This window comes from Microbacterium sp. (assembly GCF_035687345.1).
GTDB lineage: Bacteria > Actinomycetota > Actinomycetes > Actinomycetales > Microbacteriaceae > Microbacterium.
Window position 1 is genome coordinate 41,081 of record NZ_DASRXZ010000124.1, and the last position, 23,887, is coordinate 64,967.

At 69.0% G+C, this 23,887-nt stretch carries 20 protein-coding genes; 17 read left to right on the forward strand and 3 right to left on the reverse strand.

Annotated elements, in window-relative coordinates; translation table 11 throughout:
• The first annotated feature begins 54 nt into the window (after window positions 1–54).
• The 3 genes from VFF97_RS14165 to VFF97_RS14175 all read left to right on the forward strand — a co-directional run bounded on the left by VFF97_RS14165 (window position 55) and on the right by VFF97_RS14175 (window position 5,883).
• On the forward strand, window positions 55–3,825 hold the full coding sequence (locus VFF97_RS14165) for a bifunctional proline dehydrogenase/L-glutamate gamma-semialdehyde dehydrogenase (RefSeq protein ID WP_325034142.1): 3,771 nt from the start codon (window positions 55–57) through the stop codon (window positions 3,823–3,825).
• A gap of 121 nt (window positions 3,826–3,946) precedes the next feature.
• Window positions 3,947–4,525, forward strand: coding sequence for a 3'-5' exonuclease (locus VFF97_RS14170; RefSeq protein ID WP_325034143.1), 579 nt, complete (start codon window positions 3,947–3,949; stop codon window positions 4,523–4,525).
• Between the two features lie 23 nt (window positions 4,526–4,548).
• A complete protein-coding gene (locus tag VFF97_RS14175) occupies window positions 4,549–5,883 on the forward strand; it encodes a hypothetical protein (protein WP_325034144.1) in 1,335 nt (444 codons plus the stop codon).
• 25 nt (window positions 5,884–5,908) lie between these two features.
• On the opposite strand, the gene VFF97_RS14180 is transcribed toward VFF97_RS14175, so the two are convergent.
• Window positions 5,909–6,943, reverse strand: coding sequence for a LacI family DNA-binding transcriptional regulator (locus VFF97_RS14180; protein WP_325034145.1), 1,035 nt, complete (start codon window positions 6,941–6,943; stop codon window positions 5,909–5,911).
• A 156-nt stretch (window positions 6,944–7,099) separates the two neighbouring features.
• On the opposite strand from VFF97_RS14180, the gene VFF97_RS14185 reads away from it, so the two are divergent.
• The 10 genes from VFF97_RS14185 to VFF97_RS14230 all read left to right on the forward strand — a co-directional run bounded on the left by VFF97_RS14185 (window position 7,100) and on the right by VFF97_RS14230 (window position 18,697).
• Window positions 7,100–8,083: a sugar phosphate isomerase/epimerase family protein gene (locus VFF97_RS14185; protein ID WP_325034146.1), complete on the forward strand. Its 984-nt coding sequence runs from the start codon at window positions 7,100–7,102 to the stop codon at window positions 8,081–8,083.
• On the forward strand, window positions 8,080–9,816 hold the full coding sequence (locus tag VFF97_RS14190; RefSeq protein ID WP_325034147.1) for a dihydroxyacetone kinase family protein: 1,737 nt from the start codon (window positions 8,080–8,082) through the stop codon (window positions 9,814–9,816). The genes VFF97_RS14185 and VFF97_RS14190 overlap by 4 nt, the downstream gene beginning before the upstream one ends.
• Before the next feature lie 3 nt (window positions 9,817–9,819).
• Window positions 9,820–10,281: a ribose-5-phosphate isomerase gene (locus VFF97_RS14195; protein WP_325034148.1), complete on the forward strand. Its 462-nt coding sequence runs from the start codon at window positions 9,820–9,822 to the stop codon at window positions 10,279–10,281.
• Entirely contained in the window at window positions 10,281–11,231 is a 951-nt protein-coding gene (locus VFF97_RS14200) for a 3-hydroxyacyl-CoA dehydrogenase family protein (RefSeq protein WP_325034160.1), read from the forward strand. Before VFF97_RS14195 ends, VFF97_RS14200 begins: the two co-directional genes overlap by 1 nt.
• Before the next feature lie 190 nt (window positions 11,232–11,421).
• Window positions 11,422–12,789 (forward strand): ABC transporter substrate-binding protein, encoded by a 1,368-nt coding sequence (locus VFF97_RS14205; RefSeq protein WP_325034149.1) that lies wholly within the window; start codon window positions 11,422–11,424, stop codon window positions 12,787–12,789.
• Between the two features lie 96 nt (window positions 12,790–12,885).
• The gene (locus VFF97_RS14210) at window positions 12,886–13,791 is read left to right on the forward strand and encodes a sugar ABC transporter permease (RefSeq protein WP_325034150.1); all 906 of its coding nucleotides are present in this window, start codon (window positions 12,886–12,888) and stop codon (window positions 13,789–13,791) included.
• Window positions 13,788–14,714 carry a carbohydrate ABC transporter permease gene (locus VFF97_RS14215; RefSeq protein ID WP_325034151.1) on the forward strand — a complete coding sequence of 309 codons (927 nt, stop codon included), beginning with the start codon at window positions 13,788–13,790 and terminating at the stop codon, window positions 14,712–14,714. Before VFF97_RS14210 ends, VFF97_RS14215 begins: the two co-directional genes overlap by 4 nt.
• A gap of 49 nt (window positions 14,715–14,763) precedes the next feature.
• On the forward strand, window positions 14,764–16,269 hold the full coding sequence (locus tag VFF97_RS14220) for an alpha-N-arabinofuranosidase (protein ID WP_325034152.1): 1,506 nt from the start codon (window positions 14,764–14,766) through the stop codon (window positions 16,267–16,269).
• Between the two features lie 19 nt (window positions 16,270–16,288).
• Window positions 16,289–17,671: a glycoside hydrolase family 5 protein gene (locus tag VFF97_RS14225; RefSeq protein WP_325034153.1), complete on the forward strand. Its 1,383-nt coding sequence runs from the start codon at window positions 16,289–16,291 to the stop codon at window positions 17,669–17,671.
• A gap of 12 nt (window positions 17,672–17,683) precedes the next feature.
• Window positions 17,684–18,697, forward strand: coding sequence for a LacI family DNA-binding transcriptional regulator (locus VFF97_RS14230; RefSeq protein ID WP_325034154.1), 1,014 nt, complete (start codon window positions 17,684–17,686; stop codon window positions 18,695–18,697).
• A gap of 52 nt (window positions 18,698–18,749) precedes the next feature.
• Here the strand turns inward: VFF97_RS14230 and VFF97_RS14235 are convergent, their stop codons facing one another.
• Both VFF97_RS14235 and VFF97_RS14240 read right to left on the reverse strand, forming a co-directional pair.
• The gene (locus VFF97_RS14235; RefSeq protein ID WP_325034155.1) at window positions 18,750–20,309 is read right to left on the reverse strand and encodes an alpha/beta hydrolase; all 1,560 of its coding nucleotides are present in this window, start codon (window positions 20,307–20,309) and stop codon (window positions 18,750–18,752) included.
• A gap of 195 nt (window positions 20,310–20,504) precedes the next feature.
• Window positions 20,505–21,350, reverse strand: a complete 846-nt coding sequence (locus tag VFF97_RS14240) for a PIG-L family deacetylase (RefSeq protein ID WP_325034156.1) — start codon at window positions 21,348–21,350, stop codon at window positions 20,505–20,507.
• A gap of 188 nt (window positions 21,351–21,538) precedes the next feature.
• Between VFF97_RS14240 and VFF97_RS14245 the strand changes: the two genes are divergently transcribed.
• The 4 genes from VFF97_RS14245 to VFF97_RS14260 form a co-directional block, all read left to right on the forward strand.
• Window positions 21,539–21,973 carry a hypothetical protein gene (locus tag VFF97_RS14245; protein ID WP_325034157.1) on the forward strand — a complete coding sequence of 145 codons (435 nt, stop codon included), beginning with the start codon at window positions 21,539–21,541 and terminating at the stop codon, window positions 21,971–21,973.
• Window positions 21,973–22,194, forward strand: coding sequence for a helix-turn-helix transcriptional regulator (locus VFF97_RS14250; RefSeq protein ID WP_325034158.1), 222 nt, complete (start codon window positions 21,973–21,975; stop codon window positions 22,192–22,194). Before VFF97_RS14245 ends, VFF97_RS14250 begins: the two co-directional genes overlap by 1 nt.
• Window positions 22,191–23,192: an NAD(P)-dependent alcohol dehydrogenase gene (locus tag VFF97_RS14255; protein WP_325034159.1), complete on the forward strand. Its 1,002-nt coding sequence runs from the start codon at window positions 22,191–22,193 to the stop codon at window positions 23,190–23,192. The genes VFF97_RS14250 and VFF97_RS14255 overlap by 4 nt, the downstream gene beginning before the upstream one ends.
• 398 nt (window positions 23,193–23,590) lie before the next feature.
• A partial coding sequence (locus VFF97_RS14260) for a dimethylarginine dimethylaminohydrolase family protein (RefSeq protein WP_414684265.1) occupies window positions 23,591–23,887 on the forward strand: 297 nt, incomplete at its 3' end.

The following is a 23,887-nucleotide window of genomic DNA, read 5'->3' on the forward strand; positions in this document are numbered from 1 at the left end:
CTACGGCGTCCACAGGCGGGAATCCACCCGCGGTGGGCGTCGTAGGCTTGACGCATGGTGACCAACCCCATCCAGGGGGACACCGACCTTGCGGCGCCGGGCGACGATCTCGCCTCGCGGGCCGTGGGACTGGCGCAGAGGTGGATCGCCGAAAGCGCCCAGGTCGACGTGGACCCCTCAGCCGAGCGACTCGCCGGCGTACTCAAAGACCCCAACGGACTGCCCTTCACGATCGGCTTCGTCGACGGCGTGATGCGGCCCGAGAGCCTGTTGGCGGCGGCGTCGAATCTGCAGCGGGTGGCCCCGCTCGCGCCGCGCTTCCTGCCGTGGTACCTGAGGGCCGCGGTGCGCACCGGCGGCGTCGTGGCTCCCGTGCTCCCGTGGCCTACCGTCCCGATCGCACGCCGCGTCCTGCGCCGGATGGTCGGACACCTCGTCGTGGACGCACGGCCCGAGAAGCTCGGCCCCGCGATCGCGAAGATCCGCGAATCCGGTGCGAGGCTCAACCTCAACCTCCTCGGTGAGGCGGTGCTGGGCGAGCAGGAGGCGCTGCGACGGCTCGACGGCATCCACGAGCTCATCCGGCGCCGCGATGTGGACTACGTGTCGGTGAAGGTCTCGGCGATCGCGAGCCACATCTCGATGTGGGCGTTCGACGAGGTGGTCGACAAGGTCGTCGAGCGCCTCATGCCGCTGTACCTCACCGCGGCGACCGACGGCACCTTCATCAATCTCGACATGGAGGAGTACCGCGACCTCGATCTCACGATCGCGGTGTTCACGCGCATCCTCGAAGACCCGCGTCTGCGCGGCCTGGAGGCCGGCATCGTGCTGCAGGCCTACCTCCCCGACGCGCTGCCCGCTCTGACCGAGCTCACCGCGTGGGCGCAGCAGCGTGTCGCGAACGGAGGCTCGCGCGTCAAGATCCGGCTCGTCAAGGGTGCGAACCTCGCGATGGAGCGCGTCGACGCCATCATGCACGGGTGGCCGCTCGCGACCTACGGCAGCAAGCTCGACTCGGACGCGAACTACATCCGGTGCCTCGACTTCGCGCTGCGCGCCGAGAACACGGCCGCCGTGCGCATCGGGGTCGCAGGCCACAACCTCTTCGACATCGCCTACGCGTGGCTGCTCGCGGGTCGACGCGGCGTCCGCCCGCACGTCGAGTTCGAGATGCTCCTCGGCATGGCGCAGGGCCAGGTGGCCGCGGTCTCGCGCGAGGTGGGCCACGTGCTTCTTTATGTGCCCGTCGTGCGTCCCGACGAGTTCGACGTCGCGATCAGCTACCTCGTGCGCCGCCTCGAGGAGAACGCGTCGAGCGAGAACTTCCTCTCCGCCGCGTTCGATCTCGCCGACGATCCGTCGATGTTCGCGCGCGAACGCGACCGGTTCCTCGCGTCGATCCAGCGCGCAGCGGATCCCACGCTGCCGACCGGGCCGAACCGCACGCAGGACCGCACCGCTCCGACGGATGCCGCCCCGGCGGCTCCGGGTCTTCGCGCGCGTGTGCGCCGACCGGCCGACGACGCCGGCCTCACGAAGGCGGTGCTCGACATCGCGCGGCCGGGCGAACCGGGCGACACCGCGCCCATGGAGCCCGACCGCGGATCGCAGCTGTTCGGCGGAGAGTCGTTCGTCGAGACGGCGGTGTACTCCTCGCGCGAGACCGAGGTGCCCGCATCCGGCGCCCCCGGCTTCGAGAACGCGGCCGACACCGATCCCGCGCTCGCGGCGAACCGCTCGTGGAGTCGCTCGATCCTCGGTCGCGTCGAGTACTCGACCGCCGGCGACGCGACGATCCAGGCCGCGCGCATCGAAGACGCCGACGCGCTCGAGGGCGTCGTCGCGCGCGTGCGGGAAGCCGCCGCGGCGTGGGGCGCTCTGCCCGCCGCCGAGCGGTCGGCCGTGCTGCAGGCCGCGGGTCGCGCGCTCGAAGCGCGTCGGGCGGAGCTCATCGAGGTGGCCGCGTCCGAGACGGGCAAGGTGCTCGCCGAGGCCGACGTCGAGGTGAGCGAGGCCGTCGACTTCGCGAACTACTACGCCGCGACCGCCCGCGAGCTCGACCGCGTGAGCGGCGCCGTGTTCATGCCGTCGCGCCTCACAGTCGTGACGCCGCCGTGGAACTTCCCGATCGCGATCCCCGCAGGCGGCGTGCTCGCCGCGCTCGCGGCGGGCTCCGGCGTCGTGTTCAAGCCCGCACCGCAGGCGCGTCGCTGCGCAGCGGTCGTCGCCGAGGCGCTGTGGGAGGCCGGCGTCCCGCGCGACGTGCTCGCCCTGGCCGACATCGACGAAGGGGCGCTCGGCCAGAAGCTCGTGTCGCATCCGGACGTCGACCGCGTCATCCTCACGGGCTCCTGGGAGACCGCGGCGCTCTTCCGCTCGTGGCGCCCCGACCTGCGGCTGCTCGCCGAGACGAGCGGCAAGAACGCGATGATCATCACCCCGTCGGCCGACCTCGACCTCGCGGCATCCGATCTCGTCAAGAGCGCGTTCGGGCACGCGGGCCAGAAGTGCTCGGCCGCGTCGCTCGCGATCCTCATCGGGCCCGTCGGCCACTCGAAGCGCTTCGCCCGCCAGCTGTACGACTCGGCGACCTCTCTTCGCATCGGCCCTCCGACCGACCCGCTGTCGGAGATGGGCCCTGTCATCGAGCAGCCGCACGGCAAGCTCGAGTGGGCGCTCACAACGCTCGACGAAGGCGAGAAGTGGCTCATCGAGCCGACGCTTCACCGGGCTCAAGGACCGGATCAACTGCCGGAGTACGCCGGGAGACTGTGGACGCCGGGCATCCGCACCGGCGTGCAGCCCGGTTCGCGCTTCCACATGGAGGAGTTCTTCGGGCCGGTGCTCGGCATCATGCACGCTCAGTCGCTGTCGCACGCGATCCAGCTGCAGAACGCCGTCTCGTACGGGCTCACGGCGGGCCTCTACACGCAGGACCCGCACGAGCTCGCGTTCTGGCTCGAGCGCGTCGAAGCGGGAAATCTCTACGTCAACCGCGGCATCACGGGCGCCATCGTGCAGCGGCAGCCGTTCGGCGGGTGGAAGCGCTCGTCGGTCGGCGCGGGTGCGAAGGCCGGTGGGCCGAACTACCTCATCGGGCTCGGGAAGTGGCGCGCGTCGGCGGGCGCGACCGTGTCGAAGACCCTCCACTTGCGCGGGCTCGACACCCGCATCGCCGAGGTCATCGAGTCGGCGCAGCCCTCGCTCGGGTTCGAGGAGTTCGAGTGGGTGCGCCGCGCCGCGCTGTCGGACGCCCTCGCGTGGGACCGGGAGTTCGGCCAGGTGAAGGACGTCTCGCGCCTCGGCATCGAGCGGAACCTGTTCCGGTATCGACCCGTTCCGGGCCTCGCGGTGCGGGCGACGGCGGATGCCCCGTGGCACCACACTCTGCGCGTCGCGCTCGCGGGCGTCCGCGCCGGCACGCCGCTCACAGTGAGTGCTCCGGCGGGCTTCCCGCCCGCGGTGCGCCGCGCGCTCAGTGAGCAGGGCGTCGCGGTGTACGTCGAGACGGACGAGCAGTGGATCGAGCGGGTATCCGGTGCGTCGGGCGCGGATCAGGTCGAGGGAGCGGATGCGCTGCAACCCGGCACCCGGCCCGAGCGGCCGCCCCGCGTCCGGCTGGTCGGCTCCGCCGCATCCGTCTCGGCTCTTCACCGGGCCCTCGCGGAGGCGACGGGCGGCGATCCCGATGTCGCGGTCTACGACAACGAGGTGACGACGGCCGGGCGGATCGAGCTGCTTCCGTTCCTGCGCGAGCAATCCATCACGATCACCGCGCACCGCTTCGGCAACCCCGACCCCTGGTCGGAGTCGGTCATTTGAGCTCCACTCTTGCCTGCCGGATCAGGACATCTGGCGGGAGCAGGACACTCCCCGTCGAGTGCTCCTGCTCCCGCCAGATGTCCTGATCCCGGCGGGTGGCGGGGCGGCCGATCCTGCCATCGTGCGGCAGGATGACCCTGTGCACATCGCCCGCCCCGAGACCTTCATCAGCATCGACGTCGAGACGGCGGGCCCGAACCCGGAAGAGTACTCCCTGCTGTCGATCGGCGCCTGCGTCGTCGACGACCCTGACATGGCGTTCTACGTCGAGCTGAAGCCGGTGTCGGAAGCGGTCGACGCCGAGGCGATCGCCGTGAGTGGTCTGTCGATCGAGCGACTGAGCGTCGAGGGCGTCGAGCCGGCCGAGGCGATGCGCCGGTTCGACGAATGGATCGCAGATGCGACGCCCCCGGGGCGCACGCCCGTGTTCACCGCGTTCAACGCGCCGTTCGACTGGATGTTCGTCGACACGTACTTCCGCCGGCACCTCGGGCGCAACCCGTTCGGGCACTCGGCGCTCGACATCAAGGCGTACTACATGGGCCTGGCGGGCAGCTCGTGGGCCGACACGAGCATGCGCGTGCTGTCGCCGCTCTACCTGGACGGGCGTGATCTGTCGCACAATGCCCTTGGGGACGCGCGCGATCAAGCCGAGATGTTTCGGCGGATGCGGGGGACCGCGCGCCGCGGATCCGAGTGACGCCGCCGTCAGAGGAGCACGCCATGGCCGTCGTGGACCACACCGCCGAGCTGCAGAGGATCATCGAGTCCGCGAGGCGCCTCGGCGTCGAGATGGACGAGGAGGAGAGCATCCGGTGGCTCGCGGCGATCGCCGCGGATGCGACGGACAACGCGCTCGAAGTCGACCTTGACAGCGGCACGTACGGCTACCGTCCGACGATGCTCGACTTCAGCCCGAAGGACATCGCGCGCTTCCGCCGCATCGGCGAGATCGTCGAGGTGAGGGGCGAAGGCGCCGAGAGCGCGCTCGCGCTGTCGGGCTCGGCGGCGCAGTCGAAGATCCAGACCTACCCGGGCGATGCCGACTACTTCCAGCGCCTCAACATCAAGGCGGACACGCGCGAAGAGGCGTGCGCGATCATGGCGCGACTGCTCCGCGAGCACGTGGTCGAGCGCCATCAGGGGCCGTCCTTCCAGTTCCTCGAGGCCAAGTTCGGCACGCATCAGGTCGAGGGCACGGTACGCGGCGCGCCCGTTCGCAGGGGCAGCCCGGTCTCGTGGACGTTCGCCGAGGTCGAGGCCGGCGTGCAGGTCGTCGAGCGCGCGGATGCCGAGCCCCTCGAGCTGCGATGGGAGGAGGTCGCCCTCGATCCCGGCTGGTGCAAGCTCGACTGGGTCGTCACCGACCCGGAGCGCGGCGGGCTCTCGAACGCGAGCAACGTCATCGACGTCACGTGGGAGGCGCCGGACGGAAGCATCGTCGCGCTCGACGGCTACCTGGACGCGTACTTCCAGGAGATCTACCTCGACGCGGCATCCGTTCCCACCTTCGCGAAGGTGGCGCAGTTCGTCAGCGCCGATGCGCTCGACGAGTACGTCGCGGCGCTCGAGGGCGAGGTGCGCAAGTACCTCACGTACGACCTGAACTACGGCAAGGCCGCGAAGCGCATGTACAACGTGTTCCGGCTGTCGGGGCGCCACATGGACGCGGCGTTCGTGCGCGAGCTGTTCGACGAGCCCGCGACGACGCTGTATCAGGTGTGGTCGCTCATCCGCACGCTCGACAACGCGACGCAGGAGGGGTCGTCGATTCCGATCGAGCAGGTTCAGGACCAGGCCGACGCCCTCGTGCTGCAGATCGTGGAGACGCTCGAGGGAGATGCCGAATCGGAGCTCGTCGCGGCGATGCTGCGCCTTCGCCGCACCCTCGAGGGGCAGAAGAGCGGCGAGGCGCGGTCTGCGGAGGTCGCTGCCGCCCAGGCGCTCGTCGTGAATCTCGTGAACACGTTCTACCGTGAGCGCCTCATGCTCATGCCGACCATCGCGGAGTACATCGAGCGCATCCAGGCGGAAGCGGCGCCGGGCGACGAGCACTGAGGCCGCTGGTTGCCGCCCTCGCGCATCACTCGGTGCTGACGAACCCCGTCGACTCCCGACGCACGATGCGGAAGTCGGGCTTGATCGTCTCGGGCGGACGCCGATCGCCCTTCTCGTTGATGCGCTCGATGAGCCGGTCGACGGCGATGCGGGCGATCTCATCGCGCCCCGTGTCGACGGTCGACATCGAGGGGATCGAGTACTTGCCTTCGTCGATGTTGTCGAAACCGATCACGGCCACGTCGTCGGGGACGCGCACCTTCTCTTCGACGAGGGCGCGCAGCACACCGAGTCCCAGCGTGTCGTTGAGCGCGAAGACGGCGTCGAAGTCGACGCCCTCTGCGACCAGGCGATGGGTCGCGGCGGCGCCTCCTGCGCGGTTCCACTGCGACATCGACGTCGGTCGCACGAGGGTCGGGTCGAGTTCGATGCCGGCCTGCTCGAGCGCGCGCAGGTAGCCCTTCAGGCGCAGGCTCGCCGAGCTCGCCTCGTCGTCTCCGTCGAGCTCGGCGCCGATGATCGCGATGCGGCGGCGGCCGATCTCGATGAGGTGCTCGACGGCGGCCTGCGCCGACGACATGTTGTGCATCGTGACGTGGTCGGTCGGGCCGTCGAAGATGCGCTCGCCGAGCAGAACGAGCGGCGCATCCGTCACGAGCGCCTCGGCGTCGCCCTGCCCGAGGCTCACCGGGCTGAAGAGGAGCCCGTCGAGGAAGCGCGGGCGGCTGGACGACACGGCGAGCAGCTCGGCGTCGCGGCTGCCGCTGGTCTGTTCGACCATCACGCCGAGGCCCCGCTTCTCGGCGGCGCGGATCACCGCGTCGGCGAGCTCGGCGAAGTAGTTCTCGCGAAGCGAGGGGACCGCGAGTCCGATCACGCCGGTACGGCCGGAGCGGAGGCCGCGCGCGGAGAGGTTCGGTCGGTAGTCGAGCTGTTCGATGGCCGCGTTCACGCGGTCACGGGTGCCCGGGCGCACGTGCGGGTAGTGGTTGATGACGTTCGACACCGTCTTGATAGAGACGCCGGCCACCCGTGCGACGTCGTGCATCGTCGGTCCCATCGATGCTCCCCCGTCTGACTTCCGAACCAATCTACTGCGCTCCGGGCCTCCTCGCGGACGCCCGGACCCTCGGTGCCTCCCATGATTTTCAACGTGAGAAATGCAACGTTGTAAAGTAGTGTAGCCCGCGGTGGTGAACGTCAGGGAGGACGGACCATGCTGAGCGCGACCGACTGGCCGATCGCCGCTGCGATGCTTTCTCTGGGCGATGCCCATCCGAGCGCGGAGGGCCCGTCGTCGGCCGGGGTCGATCGCTGGCTCGAGGATCTGACTGAAGTGAGCGATGCCGGCTTCACCGACGTCGACCTCACGGACTCGTGGGTCCGCTACGGAGACCTCGACCAGCACGGCCTGACCGCGCTCCGGGAATGCCTCGCCTCGTCGGGCCTCCGCGCCGCATCGCTGTCCGCCATCCGTCGCAGCGTGATCGACGAGCGGCACGGCGACGAGCACCTCGCGTACGCGCACCGCACGATCGACGTCGCCGCGGAGCTCGGAGTCTCGGTCGTGTCGGTGGGCCTGCATCGCGCGCTGACACCGCGTCAGCGCGAAGCGCTCTGGTTCTGGACGGTCGAAGGCCATCGCGATCCGCTCCTCGACGAGAGCGCGTGGCAGCTCGCCGTGACGCGTTTCCGCGAGCTCGGGCGTCACGCCGGCGAAGTCGGTCTCCTGCTGTCGCTCGAGCTGTACGAGCACACGTTCCTCGGCACCGCGGCGTCGGCCGTGCACCTCGTGGAGGACATCGGACTCGACGTCGTCGGTCTCAACCCCGACATCGGCAACCTGATCCGCCTGCACCAGGCCGTCGAGGACTGGCGGGCGATCGTCGAAGCGACCATGCCGTACGCGAACTTCTGGCACGTCAAGAACTACACGCGCGACGAGGATCCCGCGGCCGGGCTCTACTCGACCGTGCCGACGTCGCTCGAGCTCGGCCTCATCGACTACCGCACCGCCGTGAAGATCGCGCTCCGCAGCGGCTTCCAGGGCGTCATCTGCGTCGAGCACTACGGCGGCGACGGGCTGTCGGTGAGCGCGACGAATCGCGACTACCTGCGCCAACGGGTTCTTCCGCGCCGCGAGTACACCCTCGGCCGGAGCCGAGTCCGCCAGTCGCACGCAGCAGAGGTGACCGCATGACCCGAATCTTCGCCGACCCGGATGCCTTCGTCGCCGACGCCCTCCGCGGGTTCGCGCGCGCACACCGTGACGAGGTCGCCCTCGTCGACGGGGGAGTCGTGCGGGCGGATCCGCTCGATCGGGGCAAGGTCGCCGTGCTCATCGGCGGCGGCTCCGGGCACTATCCCGCATTCGCCGGATACGTCGGACCGGGGCTCGCGGCAGGCGCGATCTGCGGGAACATCTTCACCTCCCCGTCGACGGCCCAGGCGATGCGCGTCGCCCACGCGGCCGACGCGGGCGGAGGCATCCTCTTCACGTACGGGCGCTACGCCGGCGACATCCTCCACCTCGGCGAGGCCGAGCGGCGACTGCGCGCCGAAGGCGTCGACGCACGGACCGTGCTCATCACCGACGACGTCGCCAGCGCTCCGCCCGAGGGGCTCGATGAACGTCGCGGCATCGCGGGCATCGTATGCGTGTTCCACGTGGCCGGTGCCGCGGCCGAGCGGGGCGACTCGATCGAGGAGGTCGAACGGCTCGCAACGCTGGCGAACAGCCGCACGCGCAGCCACGGCGTGGCGTTCGCGGGCTGCACGCTTCCCGGTGCCGACCACCCGCTGTTCGAGGTGCCCGAGGGGCAGATGTCGATCGGCCTCGGCATCCACGGCGAGCCCGGCGTGCGCGATGTGCCCCTCCAGTCGGCACCCGAGCTCGCGGTGACCCTCGCCGCCCCGCTCCTGGCCGAACGCCCGGCCGAAGCGCGACGCGCAGCCGTGATCCTCAACGGTCTGGGCTCAGTCAAGTACGAGGAGCTGTACGTGCTCTTCGGCTACGTGGTCGACCATCTCGAGGCTCAGGGCATCGAGGTCGTCGATCCCGAGTGCGGCGAGTTCGTCACGAGCCTCGACATGGCCGGAGTCTCGCTCACGATCATGTGGCTCGACGACGAGCTCGAGGAGCTGTGGAAGGCGCCGGCGTCATCACCGGCGTTCCGCAAGGGTCATGTCGCGACCCGATCCGGCGCGCAGCGGACGATCGAGCAGGTGGCAGCAGCAGACGCGGCCCGGGCCGCCGCGGTCGAGGCGACTCCCGCGTCGCGCGCGGCCGCGCAGGTCGCCCGCCGACTGCTCCGCGCGGCCCGCGACACGGTCGCCGCCCACGTCGACCAGCTCGGCGAGCTCGACGCGGTCGCCGGTGACGGCGACCACGGCATCGGGATGCTGCGCGGCCTCACGGCGGCGGTGGAGGCATCCGCCGGAGCCGACGACGCGACAGGCGTGCGTGAGCTGCTCCAAGCCGCCGGCGACGCGTGGTCGGAGGTCGCCGGAGGTACGTCCGGCGCGCTGTGGGGCGCCGCGCTCGCGCAGCTCGGCTCGTCGCTCGGCTCTCCCGACGCGTTCACGGCGAGCGATGTCGCGGATGCCGTCACCGCCGCCCGCGCGCGGATCGCCGAGCTCGGCGGCGCGGACCTCGGCGACAAGACCATGCTCGACGCGGTCGCGCCGTACGCCGACACCCTGACCGAGCGCGTGCGAGCGGGTGCGGACCTGCGGTCGGCGCTGACGGATGCCGCCGCCGCCTCCCGCACCGCCGCGGAGGCGACCGCGCCGATGACGCCCCGCCGCGGGCGCGCGAGACCGCTCGCCGAGCGGAGCATCGGACACCCCGATCCCGGAGCGACGTCGTTCGCGCTCATCGCCGAGGCGCTGGCCGCGGCGGCGGCATCCGAGGATCCCGAAGAAGCGGAGTGACCCATGGGATGGAAGATCGTCGTCGGCGCGGATGACGCCGGCTTCGCGTACAAGGAGGCCCTCCGCGAGCTGCTCGAGGCGGACCCGCGCGTGGACGACGTCGTGGACGTCGGCGTCTCGAGCACCGAGACCACGCCCTATCCGAACGTCGCCGTGAGCGCGGCGACCATCGTCGCGCGGGGTGAGGCCGACCGCGCGCTGCTCGTGTGCGGCACGGGGCTGGGCGTCGCCATCGCGGCGAACAAGGTGCGCGGCATCCGTGCCGTCACGGCCCACGACAGCTACTCGGTCGAGCGCTCGGTCAAGAGCAACAACGCTCAGGTCCTCACGCTCGGCGCACGCGTGATCGGGCTCGAGCTCGCGAAGAAGCTCGTGGGCGAGTGGCTCGAGCACCGATTCGACCCCGCTTCCGCGTCGGCCGCCAAGGTCAGTCTCATCGAGCGCTACGAAGGAGAAGCACAGTGATCCGCAGGGCGGCGGTCGTGGGCTCGGGATACATGGGCGGCGGGATCGCGCAGGTCCTCGCGCTCGCCGGTCGGGACGTCGTCCTCGCCGACGCGAGCGCAGAGCTCGCGGCGACCAATCGCGAGCGCCTCATCCGTGAGGCGGGTGAGTACGCCGAGCGCGGGATCTTCCCCGCCGACGCCGAGGAGCGCATCGCCACGCGACTGACGGCCGCCGCCTCGCTCGAGGAAGCCGTGGCCGACGTCGACTTCGTCGAGGAGGCGGTCCCGGAGATCCTCGAGCTCAAGCACGAGACGCTGCGACGCATCAGCGCCGGATGCCGCCCCGACACACTCATCGGCAGCAACACGTCGACCATCTCGATATCCGCCCTCGCCGAGGCGGTCGAGCGTCCCGAGCGGTTCCTCGGCGTCCACTTCAGCAACCCGGCGACGTTCGTGCCCGGCGTCGAGGTGATACCGCACGCCGGCACCGATCCCGATGCGGTCACCCGCGTCGTCGACCTCCTCGCCGAGTGCGGCAAGGTCGGGGTGCCCATCAAGGACGTGACCGGGTTCGTCCTCAACCGGCTGCAGTACGCGCTGTTCGGCGAGGCAGCCCGCCTGGTGGAGGAGGGCGTCGCGACGCCCGAGGCGATCGACCTCATCGTGCGCACGACGTTCGGGTTCCGGCTGCCGTTCTTCGGCCCGTTCGCGATCGCCGACATCGCGGGTCTCGACGTGTACGAGTTCTGCTATCGCTCGCTGAGCGCCGCGTACCCGGATCGCTTCGCCGAGCCCGAGGTCCTCCGCGAGAAGGTGGAGCGCGGCGACAAGGGAGTCAAGTCCGGTCGCGGGTTCCTCGCGACCTCCGCCGAGAAGGCTCCGGAGCTCGCGGCGTACCGCGACGACGCCTATGCGGCGCTGTCCGCGCTTCTGCGTCGACTCGGGCCGGCCCCCGTCGACTACTGAGAGTTTCGGGCCGCAGCGGGAAATTTGCGACGGCCTCTTGACAGCGTGGAGCGCCGGTGCCATGGTATCTACAACGTTGCTCTACAACGTTGTAGACCAGTCGGAAATCGAGACGTCCACCCGGCGGCTCGGAGTACTCCTCCCACGGTCACGCACCGACGAAGAAGTCCAGCAACCGAAAGGAACTCCAGTGAAGACAAGGCGTGTTTTTGCTGTGGTCACGGCGCTCGCTTTCGCGGGCGCGCTCGTCGCCTGCTCCGGCGGTGGCGGCGGCGGTGACAACAACGGCGGAGGCGGAGGCGACTCCGCATCGAACTGCGAGAACGAGATCAAGAACCCGGATGCCCCGGTGGTCACGCTCTGGGCGTGGTACCCGAACTCCGAGCTCGTGGTCGACAACTTCAACGAGGCGAACGACGACGTCCAGGTCTGCTGGACCAACGTCGGCGCCGGCGGTGAGGCATACGACAAGTTCCAGACGGCGATCTCGGCCGGCAGCGGCGCACCCGACGTCATGATGGTCGAGGCCGACCGCATCGCGACCTTCCAGGCTCAGGGCGCCCTGGTCGACCTGAAGGACCTCGGCTACGAGGACGTGAAGGACAACTTCAGCGAAGGCGCCTGGAAGGACGTGTCGGTCGGCGACGGCATCTACGGCGCTCCGATCGACGGTGGCCCGATGGGCATGATCTACCGCACCGACATCTTCGAGGAGTACGGCATCACGCCGCCCACCACGTGGGAGGAGTTCGAGGCCACGGCGCAGAAGGTGAAGGACGCGGGCGGTCCGTGGTTCGCGAGCTTCGCCGCGAACCAGCCGGCGTACGTGACGGCGCTCTTCTACGGGAACGGCGCGGAGCCGTTCGAGTACGACCCCGCGAACGAGGGCGAGATCGGGATCAACCTGAACAGCCCCGAGATCAAGGAGGTGCTCGAGTACTGGAGCGGCCTCGTCGAGAAGGACCTCGTCGGCACGGAGGACCAGTTCACCCCCGAGTACATCGCGGGTGTGATCAACGGGAACTACGCGACGTACCTGTCCGCCGCATGGGCGCCCGGCTACCTCCAGGGTGCCGGCGTCGGTGAAGGCGCGGATGCGGGCGTCTGGGCGACCGCGCCGATGCCGCAGTGGGATCCGAACAACCCCATCGCGATCAACTGGGGCGGCTCGGCCTTCTCGGTCTCGAGCCAGGCGAGCAACCCTGAGCTCGCAGCCAAGGTCGCGTTCGGCGTGTACGCCGACCAGGCGTCGCTCGATGACGGGTGGCAGAACCAGATCATCTTCCCGCTCAACGTGAACGTGCTGGACTCCGATGAGTTCCTCAACTACGAGGTGCCCTTCTTCAGCGGCCAGCAGGCGAACAAGGAGGTGTACGTGCCCGCGGCCAACGCGTACAAGGGCATGACGTACACGCCGCTCGGGCAGTACTACTACTCCGCGTTGACGAAGCAGATCGCCGCGATCAACGACGGACAGATCACCGGTTCCGAAGCAGCCGACGCACTCCAGGAGGACGTGGTGTCGTACGCGGAGGAGCAAGGGTTCACCGTCAACTGACGCGTCACGTCACGGAGGGCCGGTCCGTGCACGCGGACCGGCCCTCGGTCATCCCTCATACCCGGAGAAATCATGACCGCCTCAACAGCAAGCCCGATGACGAAGAAGGGGCATCGCCGCTCCACCACCGCCAGACAGAACCTGTTCGGGTGGCTCTTCGTCGGACCGTTCGGGATCATCTTCCTCGCCCTGCTCGTGCTGCCGATCGGCTTCGCGCTCTACTTGAGCCTCTTCCAGAAGTCGCTCATCGGCGGCACGCGATTCGTCCTCTTCGGCAACTATGCGAAGGCCTTCACCGACCCGTCGTTCCTCGACGGCGTGTGGTTCGTCATCAGCTTCTCGCTCGTCCTCATCCCGCTCCAGATGGCGGTCTCGCTCGCGATCGCGCTGATCCTCGACATCCTGATCACGCGGTTCGCGCGGTTCTCGCGGCTCATGATCTTCATGCCGTACGCGATCCCGACTGTCATCGGCGCCCTCATGTGGGGGTTCCTGTACAGCGACAACTTCGGTCCGCTCGCGGAGCTCTTCGGAATTTTCGGAGCTCAAGCCCCTGATTTCCTGAGTCGCAGCCTGATCTTCTGGGGTCTGCTCAACATCGTGACCTGGCAGTGGGCCGGCTACTACATGATCATCCTGTACGCCGCTCTGCAGGGCATCGACCCGACGCTGTACGAGGCGGCTCGCATCGACGGTGCGTCGCAGTGGCAGATCGTTCTGCGCATCAAGATCCCGCTCCTCACGCCGGCGCTGCTCCTCATCCTCGTGTTCGCGCTCATCGGGACCCTGCAGTTCTTCAATGAGCCGAAGATCCTGCAGCAACTCGCCGCGGGCGCGATCCCCGACGACTTCACGCCGAACATGTACGCGTACCAGCAGGCCTTCTCCCTGGCGAACCAGAACTACGGCGCGGCGATCTCGTTCGCACTCGGTGCCGTCGTGTTCGTGTGCGTCTACATCTTCCTGTTCGCCACTCGCAAGCGAGGGAGCTTCCTGTCATGACCATCACTCCCACGGAGCTCACCGGCGCACCCGCCGCCGAACCAGGCGCCGTCGAGCGGCGAAAGACTCCTCGAACCCCCGGACGCATCCCGCTGAGCATCGTGCTCGGCGTGCTGATGGTGTACTTCCTCGTTCCGTTCTGGTGGCTGATCGTCAACAGCTCGAAGACCGCGTCGGGCCTGTTCGGCGGTGACAGCGCACTGTGGTTCAGCGACGACATCAACTACATCGGCAACATCGTCGACCTCTTCACCTACAGCGGCGGCATCTACGCGCGCTGGCTCGGGAACTCCGCGCTGTACGCGATCGTCGGCGGAGTCGGCGCGACGGCCCTCGCGGTCCTCGCGGGGTACGGCTTCGCGAAGTACCGGTTCTTCGGCCGGCGCGCCTCGTTCGCGATCCTGCTCGGCGCGGTCATGGTGCCGACCACCGCCCTCGTGATCCCGACGTTCGTGCTCTTCGCGCAGATGGGGTGGACGAACACGATCTGGGCGGTCATCTTCCCGACGCTGCTCAACCCGTTCGGCGTGTACCTCATGCACGTGTACGCCCGTGACGCGGTGCCGGACGAGCTGCTGGATGCGGCGCGCGTCGACGGCGCGGGCGAGTTCCGCACCTTCTTCCAGGTCGCGCTGCCGATGCTGCGCCCTGCGATCGTGACGGTGCTCCTGCTGTCGGTCGTCGCGTCGTGGAACAACTACTTCCTGCCGCTCGTGATGCTCTCCGACAACCGTCTGTTCCCCGTGACCGTCGGCATCGGCCTGTGGCAGTCGACCGCGTCGACGTACGGTGCCGCAGGCGGGCAGACGCTGTGGAGCATCATCATCCTCGGTTCGCTCGTCTCGGTGATCCCGCTGATCATCGCGTTCCTGACGCTCCAGAAGTACTGGCGCGGCGGCCTGTCGATCGGGAGCCTCAAGTGACCCGCCGCCGGGAAGATCGCCGCCACCGCTCCTGCTCGGGAAGAGAAGAATGATCCGCGCACACCTCACCATCGATCCGCACTTCACGGTCGGTCGCATCAATCGCAGGCTCTTCGGATCCTTCGTCGAGCACCTGGGCCGGTGCGTGTACGACGGCATCTACGAGCCGGGGCATCCGTCGGCCGATGAGAACGGCTTCCGCCGTGACGTCATCGACCTCGTCAAGGAGCTCGGCGTCTCGACGATCCGCTACCCGGGCGGCAACTTCGTCTCGGGCTACCGCTGGGAGGACGGCATCGGACCGCGCGATCAGCGTCCGCGCCGCCTCGACCTCGCGTGGCACTCGACCGAGACGAACCAGATCGGGCTCGACGAGTTCGCGACGTGGCTCGAGAGCGTCGGAAGCGAGCTCATGTACGCGGTGAACCTCGGCACGCGCGGCGTGCTCGAGGCGCTCGACGTGCTCGAGTACGCGAACCTCAAGCCGGGCACGTACTGGGCCGACCAGCGCGTCGCCAACGGGCGACCCGAGCCCCACAACATCCGCATGTGGTGCCTGGGCAACGAGATGGACGGCCCCTGGCAGCTCGGCCACAGCACCCCGGAGGCGTACGCGCAGCTCGCGGCGACCACGGCTGCGGCGATGCGCCAGATCGATCCCGACCTCGAGCTCGTCGTGTGCGGCAGCTCGAGCGCCCACATGGAGACCTTCGGCGAGTGGGAGCGCATCGTCCTCGAGAAGACCTACGACTGCGTCGACTACATCTCGTGCCACGCGTACTACGAGCCGGAAGGCGACGACTACGGGAGCTTCCTCGCCTCGGGTGTCAACATGGACCGCTTCATCGATGCCGTCATCGCGACGGCGGACTCGGTCAAGGCGGTGCTGCGCAGCGACAAGACGATGAACATCTCGTTCGACGAGTGGAACGTCTGGTACCAGTCGCGGTACCAGGAGGTCGAGCGGATCACGGATGTGCAGACGTGGCCCGTCGCGCCGCGCCTGCTCGAGGACTCCTACTCCGTGCTCGACGCGGTCGTCTTCGGAAGCCTGCTGATCTCGCTCATCCGCCACGCCGACCGCGTCACGGCCGCGAGCCTCGCGCAGCTCGTCAACGTGATCGCTCCGATCATGACCGAGCCGGGCGGGCCGGCGTGGCGGCAGACCACGTTCTACCCGTTCTCGCTCACGTCGAAGCTCGCGCGCGCGACCGCGCTCGAGCTCAAGCTCGACAGTCCGACGTACGACACCGCCCTCCACGGTGAGGTGCCCCTCGTCGACGCGGTCGCGACGCACGACGACGGCGGCACGACGATCTTCGCCGTGAACCGCAGCCTCACTGACGAGGTGACCCTCGAGATCGACACGCGCGCGCTCGGCGCGGTCGGGAGCGCCGAGGCGACGTCGCTGTTCGACGACGACATCCACGCCGCGAACACGCTCGACCAGCAGGACCGCGTCGTGCCGAAGCCGAACGCGTCCGCGCAGGTGGGAGACGGGCTCGTGACCGTCACGCTCCCTCCCGTGTCGTGGACGGTGCTGACCCTGGGCTGATGACGGAGAGGAGGAGCGGATGACGCAGCCGAGCGTGCTCCGCGTCGACGGCACCCGCATCGCGGCGGGCGACACACCGGTGATCCTCCGGGGCTTCGGCCTCGGCGGGTGGATGAACATGGAGAACTTCATCACGGGATACGCCGGATCGGAGTCCCAGCAGCGCCGCGCGCTGCGGCGCGTGCTCGGTGACGAGGCATACGAGCGCTTCTTCGACCGCTTCCTGCGCGAGTTCTTCACCGAGGCGGATGCCGCGTACCTCGCCTCGCTGGGCCTGAACTCGCTGCGCATCCCGTTCAACTACCGTCACTTCGAGTCCGACGCCGAGCCGCTCGCCATCAAGGCGGAAGGCTTCGCGCTCCTGGATCGGGTCGTCGACGCGTGTGCGGCGCACGGCATCTACACGATCCTCGACCTGCACGCGGTGCCGGGGGCCCAGAACCAGCACTGGCACAGCGACAACCCGACGCAGTGGGCGTACTTCTGGGAGCAGCGCCAATTCCAGGACCGCGTCGTCAACCTGTGGGAGCACATCGCCGAGCACTATCGTGACAATCCGTGGGTGGCCGGCTACAACCCCGTGAACGAGCCTGCAGATGCGCACGGCGACGCGATCGGGCCGTTCTACCGCCGGCTCGAGTCGGCGATCCGGGCGGTCGACCCCGACCACATCCTCTTCCTCGACGGCAACCGGTACTCGACGCAGTTCGACCAGCTCGGCGACCCGCTGCCCAACACGGTCTACACCGCGCACGACTACGCCCTCCCCGGATTCGTGGACGGCGGCCCGTACCCCGGCGTCTCGCGCGGCGAGTACGTCGATCGCGACCGCGTCGAGGAGACCTTCCTGCAGCGCACCGCGTACATGCGCGAGACGGGCACGCCCATCTGGGTCGGCGAGTTCGGGCCCGTCTACACGGGTGACCCGGTGCGCGACGAGCAGCGGTACCGGCTGCTGCAGGACCAGCTCGAGATCTACGACAGGTACGACGCGAGCTGGGCGCTGTGGACGTACAAGGACATCGGGCTCCAGGGCGTGGTGACGGTCGATCCCGACTCGGACTACCTGCGCCGCATCGCGCCGGTGCTCGAGAAGAAGGCGCGACTGGGCGTCGACTCGTGGGGGTCGACGGATGCCGGCATCCGAGACATCCTCGAGCCGATCGAGCGTCTCTTCGAGAACGAGTTCCCCGATTTCCAGCCGTACCCGTGGGGTGCGCGCCGGTGGATCCACGGGCACGTCCGTCACGTCATGCTCGCCGAGGCCATGGTCGACGACTTCGCGCGCGCTTTCGAGGGGGTGGGGCCCGACGAAGCGGAGCTGCTCGCCGACGCCTTCGCGTTCCGCAACTGCCGCATCCGTGAGGGACTCGCCGCCATCCTCGAACGCGCCGCGCGCTGAACCGGTCGAGCGATGCCGAGAACCCAGCGAGTGACCCTCAAGGAGATCGCCGCTCGGACGGGGGTCTCCATGACGACCATCTCGAAGGTGCTCAACGGCGCCGCGGATGTGTCGTCGGCGACGCGTGCGCTCGTCGAGGAGCAGCTGCGCGAGAGCGGGTACCGGCGACGCAAGAGCAAGCAGCGGCGCGAGTACATCGAGGTCGTGCTCGACGAACTCGACGGCGAGTGGGCTCTCGCGATCATCGAGGGCGTCCGCGAGGCCGCGGCGGAGGTGGGTCTCGCCATCTCGCTCTCGGTCAGCGGTGACCGACAGGGCCCCGGCCCGGAGTGGTTCGAGTCGGTCGTGCGCCGTGCGCCTACGGGTGTCATCCTGCTCTTCGCGGGACTGCCGCGCGCCGGCCAGCAGAAGCTGAGCGCGCGGGGCATCCCGTTCGTCGTGATCGATCCGTCGGGCGATCCCGACCCCGACATTCCCGCGATCGGGTCGGCGAACTGGTCGGGCGGGCTCGCGGCCACGCGCCATCTCATCGACCTCGGCCACCGGCGAATCGCGGCGATCAGCGGTCCGCGCGACGTCATGTCGGCTGTCGCCCGGATCGACGGATTCCGCGCCGCGATGACCTCGGCACACCTGCCCGTGCGCCCCGAGTGGGTGCGATTCGGGGAGTTCCGCCTCGAGAGCGGCGAGCTGCACGCGACGGGGTTGCTGAGCGGGCGCGAGACTCCGACGGCGATCTTCGCCGGCAGCGACATCCAGGCGCTCGGCGTGCTGCACGCGGCGAACTCGCTGGGCATCGCGGTGCCGGAAGATCTGTCCGTCGTGGGGTTCGACGATCTGGCGATCGCCGAACTGGCGAGTCCTCGGCTCACGACGATCCACCAGCCCGTGCGCGAGATGGCGGAGCAGGCCACGCGACTTCTGCTCGAGCTCGCCGACGCGCCGACGGCGGAGGTCACGCGGGTGGAGCTGGCGACATCGCTCGTCGTCCGCGAGTCGACGGCTCCGCCGCCCGCTCGCTCTTAGACGAGGAAACGGGCTGCCGACGACAGCGCCGGCAGCCCGCATCCGTGTCGGACTACTCCCAGAAGCCCAGGTTGAACAGCAGCTGGTCAGCGAGCGCCAGGAAGCCGTCCGCCTCTTCAGCGGTCAGCTTGCCGTTGCTCGCGAACGCGTTCACCTGGTCGACGAAGCCGCCCAGCACCTCGAGGGCCTCGTCGTTCTTGTCTTTGGCGACGAGGTTGTAGGCCTGGTTGAGCTTCACGGTCAGGGCGTTCTTGTTCCCGCCGTTCAGGCTCGTGGCGGCCACGCCGTCCTTCAACTGGCCGATCTCGTCCGCGATGAACTTCTCCGGCTGCCACAGGTAGTCGCGCGCGAAGATCGTGAACAGCTGGTTCCACGCGTTGAAGTCGTGCGCACCTGCCACCACGACGTTCTCGACGAACGCGACCGCATCGCGCTGGGCGACCTGGTTCGCGTTGGGCAGACCGAAGTCCCATGCCCCGCCGCCATACAGGATGTACGGGGCCGCGAGGTTCGGCGCCGCCACCTGGACGCTGACGCCGCCGCTCCACGGGCCGTACCAGCCGAACAGCGTGGGATCGAAGTTGATGATGTTCTGTGTCACGAACGATCCCGCCGACAGGCCGGCGAATGCGCGGTCGATCGGCTTCGTCGAGACGTTGTAGTTCTCCTCGACGAACGGCATCACGATGTTGCGCAGGTTGGGGTAACCCTGGTTCGCTGCGCCCAGGTAGTTCGTGTTCGTCGTGATGACGACCGCCGGCTCGGTGAGGCCGTCGGCGAGCAGGTTGTCCATGATCACCGGCACGTCGCCGATGTTCATCCAGTCGGACTGGTCCTGACCGCCGCCGTGCTGCATGTAGATGAGCTTGTACGGCTCGGCGCGGTTCTCGTCGTAGCCCGGAGGCAGGTACACGCCGATCGTGCGCGGGATGCCGTTCAGCGGAGGCAGGCTCGGGATCTCGACGTAGCTCCACGTGCCCTTCGCGGTGTCGGGGCGCTCGTTCTCGATCTCGCGGGCCGCCAGCGGAGCGTAGTTCTGCTTCTCCGCGTCATAGGGCACGTACACCTTGTTGAACGCGCGGCGCGCCGTTCCCGTGAGGCCGTCCGGAGCGTAGATCGGCGAGTTCGCCGGATCCGTCACCCACAGGTTCGTGTTGTTGTTGACGTAGAACCAGTACTGGTTGACGCCGGCCGCGAGCGGCACGTCGTGCACCCAGTACCCGTCGCCGACGGGGGTCATCTCGACGTCGTAGGCGCCGCCGCCGCGCATGAGGCCCGGACGATACTCGGACGGCTGATAGACCGTCGTGTCGCTCGGGTCCTCCCAGTTGCGCAGCAGGATGTCCGCGACGAAGCGGACGCTCGTGGCATCCGGGTTGTAGTAGACGAAGTGCCCCGTGTAGCCGGTGGGGGAGTTCTCGTCCTTGACGATCGTGGGCCCCGGAGTGAGGTCCACGTCGTCGGCTTGAGCGGCAAGCGGCGCCGAGCTCAGCACCATCGCCAGCGCGACACCGACAGCGGTGAACGGCCGCGCGAGGCGGGAGCGGCGCCGCTCGGCGCCGGCGTCTATCGAGGCGCCTGCGCCCCGATTCCGCCGCAGCAGAACTGTCATCACTGTTCCTCCTTGAATAGTGGCGGGCCTCGACCAAGCCCGTTTGAGCGTCAGGGTATTGACGATTTACGACGTTGTAAAGAGAATTCTTACGACGTTGTAAATCCGGTCGTCCGGCGTGATGACCGGTATTCGGCGGTGCCTTCGGAGGGCGTGGGAGGGGATGCCGCAGCCCCTGACGCGGCATCCGTCGACTCAGTCCAGCGGATCGGCCTCGAGGTCGCGCACGTGGTAGAACTCCTGGTCCCACAGGAGGTACACGAGCCACGCCGGGAGGTAGTACGCCTCCTGCAGGAAGTTCGCCTGCGACGCGTGGATCGCCCAGCCCTCGTGCTTCTTGCCGACCTCGGCCGACATCGCGTACTCGGGGTCGGGCTGGTTCTCGACGACGAACGTGCCCACCTCGCCACCGAAGATCGAAAGGGCGGTCGTCGGGCTGATCGTGTACACGATGTGGTCGGGGCCGCGATAGGACCCGCCCTCCTCGGCGAGCTGCGCGATCGCGAGCTCGGTGATGCGACCCATCTGCATGTGATCGGGGTGCCCGGTCGCGCCCGACTCGGGCCAGAACGCGACGACGACGTCGGGCCGCACACGCTTCATGACGGATGCCACGCGGTCGACGAGCTCCTCCTCGTCGACGTCGGCCACACCGCCGTCGGGGTAGTCCCACACCTCGTGCTCGTCGACGCCGAGGTTGAAGCTGTTCTTGAGCGCCTCGGCCTTGCGGATGTCGCCGAGATCGTCCTGTCGTGCGACCACCGGCGTCTGGTGGCCGGCCTCGCCCTGCGTCGCGGTGATCATCGCGGTGTAGGCGCCGTCATGCTCATTCGCGCGCCAGAAGAGTCCGTTGACGGTCTGCTCGTCATCGGGGTGGGCGAACACGCCGAGCACGCGCGTTCCGCCGAGCTCGCCGACCACCGAGTCGACGCCCTTCGCGGTCGGCATGTGGAAGAGGTGGCGGCCCGCCCAGTACGCGCCCGCGAGGAGGACGACGAGGACGGACGCGACGACGATGAGCGCGATCCAGCGCTTGCGCATGAGGGGACTCCGAGTGGTGCTGGGGCGACCCGTCGGCCGTGACGGGTCGAGGAATCCTAAACCGAACGGCCGGCATCGTCGCGCCGGCTGTGGATGGGTGCAGCGCCTGTGTAAAGAATTCTTGACACGATTGACCACGCGCGGCTACGGTTCGATGTAAAGAAAACCTGACATCGAAGGAGCCGGCGATGGTTTACGAAGAGCGCAACACGTGGGCGGGCCTCATCGTGATGGCGATCGTGATACCCGCGTACATCGTCGTGGTGCTGCAGACGGCCGGCGGTGGCCCGCTGACGGACGTCGACTGGTGGCCGATCATGCTGTGGACGATCGTCGCCGGCATCGTGCTGACGATCCTCGTGAGCATCGCGTGGGGAATCATCGCCGGCATGCGGGATCCCGACGGGGTCGGGAAGTCCGACCAGCGCGACCGCGACATCGCGCACATGGGCGAGCGCGTGGGCACGGCGTTCCTCGTGCTGGGCGGTCTCGCGGTGATCGTGCTGTGCGCGTTCGAGGCGGACTGGTTCTGGATCGCCAACGCGATGTTCTTCGGGTTCGCGATCTCGAGCTTCGTCGGCGGGATCGCGCGCGTGATCGCCTACCGACGCGGACTCGTGTGATGGTCAAGCCCACGCGCGTCACGAACTCGATCCGCCCGCTGCGCGAGGAGGCGGGTCTCACGCAGGCCGAGCTGGCGAAGCGCATCGGAGTCACCCGCCAGACCCTCATCGCGATCGAACAGGGGAAGTACTCGCCCACGCTCGAGCTCGCGTTCCAGATCTCACGCGTCTTCGGGGTGGGTCTCGACGACGTCTTCCAGTACCCGGAGGAGACCCCATGAACACGGATGCCGCAACCACGCGCGCCTGGATCCAGCCCGCCTACGGCGGCCCCGAGGTCCTCGAGCAGCGCACGATCGACCCTCCCGCGCCCGGCAAGGGGGAGGTGCTCGTGCGGGTGCGCGCGACGGCCCTCAACTCGGCCGACGCGAAGATTCTGCGCGGCAAGCCGGGCGTGCTCCGGCTCGGGTTCGGCCTGCGGCGCCCCCGCAATCCCGTGCGCGGGATGGACGTCGCGGGCACCATCGTCGCTGTCGGTGAGGGCGTCGACGAGTCGCATCTCGGCGACGAGGTCGTCGGCGAGATCTCCGGCGGCGGGGGAGGCCTCGCGACGCACACCGTGACCCGGTTCGACCGCGTCGTGCCTCGCCCCGCGGAGATCGACGCGGTGACTGCTGCCGCCGTGCCCCTCGCGGGCGGAACGGCGTGGCAGGCGCTGCGCCTCGCCGGGGTGGGCGCCGGCAGCCGCGTGCTCGTGATCGGGGCATCCGGCGGTGTCGGCACCTACACCGTGCAGCTCGCAGCCCGCTCCGGCGCCGAGGTGTGGGCGCTGTGCGGCGAGCGGAACCGTGCGCTCGTCGAGAGGCTCGGCGCCACGCGCACGTTCGACTACCGCACGAACGGTCCCGAGTCGCTCCCGGAAGGGACGTTCGACGCGGTGATCGACATCGCGGGCAAGGCTCCGCTGCGGGTGGTGCAGCACCTCGTGCGCGAGGGCGGGTGCGTCGTGATGGTCGGCGGAGAGGGCGATGGGCCGTTCGGGCCGATCGGGCGGATGCTGCACGCCCTGTTCCGGTCGATCGGCTCGAAGCGGCGCTTCCGCCCGTTCGCGGCGCGGGCCACGGCATCCGTCACGTCGACGCTGCTCGAGATGGTCGCGCGCGGCGAGCTCGCGCCCGTGATCGAGCGCACGTTCACCTTCGACGAGGCCCGCGACGCGCTCGCGCACGTCGACGCGGGGCACACGGTGGGCAAGGTCGTGGTGCGGGTCGAGGACTGACCCACCCGCGTGCTCGCGGTGAGTGCGAGACGAGGGGATCGCGTGAGGCGAGGGCGTTCTGCGCGAATCCGGCCTCGTCTCGCGACATCTCCTCGGCTCGCGCCGCCCGAACGGACTCCGGACCGCGCGCAGAGGAAGTCGTGCGACAATATTCCCCGGCGTGCCCGGATCGCCCCCTTCGTCGTGCGGATGCACCATGGAACGAAGGGCCGACGGGCCTCTGGACAGCGTCCGCCATCCCCATTCCGATGAGGAGCGAAATGTCCACCACCCTTCGACAGGCTCAGGGAGCGCGACAGGCTCAGGGAGCGCGACAGGCTCAGGGAACGGCCAAGTCCGATACCGTGACCACCGTGACCGCCGACCAGCCGCGAATCCAGCAGCACCGCCGCTATCTGATGTGCCGCCCCGAGCACTTCACGGTGAGCTACCGGATCAACCCGTGGATGGAGCCGGCGAACCCCACCGACACGGCCGTGGCTCTGCAGCAGTGGCAGACGCTGTACGACACGTACATCGCCCTGGGCCACGAGGTTCAGCTCATCGACCCGATTCCGGGCCTGCCCGACATGGTCTACACGGCCAACGGCGGCTTCGTGATCGACGGCGTCGCCTACGGCGCCAAGTTCCGCTTCCAGGAGCGCGTGCCCGAGGCGCCCGCGTTCATGGAGTGGTTCCGCGAGAACGGCTTCGAG

Coding starts and splice junctions, on each gene's coding strand:
- VFF97_RS14165 (WP_325034142.1), top strand. CDS start 55: ATGGTGACCAACCCCATCCAGGGGGACACCGACCTTGCGGCGCCGGGC.
- VFF97_RS14175 (WP_325034144.1), top strand. CDS start 4,549: ATGGCCGTCGTGGACCACACCGCCGAGCTGCAGAGGATCATCGAGTCC.
- VFF97_RS14180 (WP_325034145.1), bottom strand. CDS start 6,943: ATGGGACCGACGATGCACGACGTCGCACGGGTGGCCGGCGTCTCTATC.
- VFF97_RS14185 (WP_325034146.1), top strand. CDS start 7,100: ATGCTGAGCGCGACCGACTGGCCGATCGCCGCTGCGATGCTTTCTCTG.
- VFF97_RS14190 (WP_325034147.1), top strand. CDS start 8,080: ATGACCCGAATCTTCGCCGACCCGGATGCCTTCGTCGCCGACGCCCTC.
- VFF97_RS14195 (WP_325034148.1), top strand. CDS start 9,820: ATGGGATGGAAGATCGTCGTCGGCGCGGATGACGCCGGCTTCGCGTAC.
- VFF97_RS14210 (WP_325034150.1), top strand. CDS start 12,886: ATGACGAAGAAGGGGCATCGCCGCTCCACCACCGCCAGACAGAACCTG.
- VFF97_RS14215 (WP_325034151.1), top strand. CDS start 13,788: ATGACCATCACTCCCACGGAGCTCACCGGCGCACCCGCCGCCGAACCA.
- VFF97_RS14220 (WP_325034152.1), top strand. CDS start 14,764: ATGATCCGCGCACACCTCACCATCGATCCGCACTTCACGGTCGGTCGC.
- VFF97_RS14225 (WP_325034153.1), top strand. CDS start 16,289: ATGACGCAGCCGAGCGTGCTCCGCGTCGACGGCACCCGCATCGCGGCG.
- VFF97_RS14230 (WP_325034154.1), top strand. CDS start 17,684: ATGCCGAGAACCCAGCGAGTGACCCTCAAGGAGATCGCCGCTCGGACG.
- VFF97_RS14235 (WP_325034155.1), bottom strand. CDS start 20,309: ATGACAGTTCTGCTGCGGCGGAATCGGGGCGCAGGCGCCTCGATAGAC.
- VFF97_RS14240 (WP_325034156.1), bottom strand. CDS start 21,350: ATGCGCAAGCGCTGGATCGCGCTCATCGTCGTCGCGTCCGTCCTCGTC.
- VFF97_RS14245 (WP_325034157.1), top strand. CDS start 21,539: ATGGTTTACGAAGAGCGCAACACGTGGGCGGGCCTCATCGTGATGGCG.
- VFF97_RS14250 (WP_325034158.1), top strand. CDS start 21,973: ATGGTCAAGCCCACGCGCGTCACGAACTCGATCCGCCCGCTGCGCGAG.
- VFF97_RS14255 (WP_325034159.1), top strand. CDS start 22,191: ATGAACACGGATGCCGCAACCACGCGCGCCTGGATCCAGCCCGCCTAC.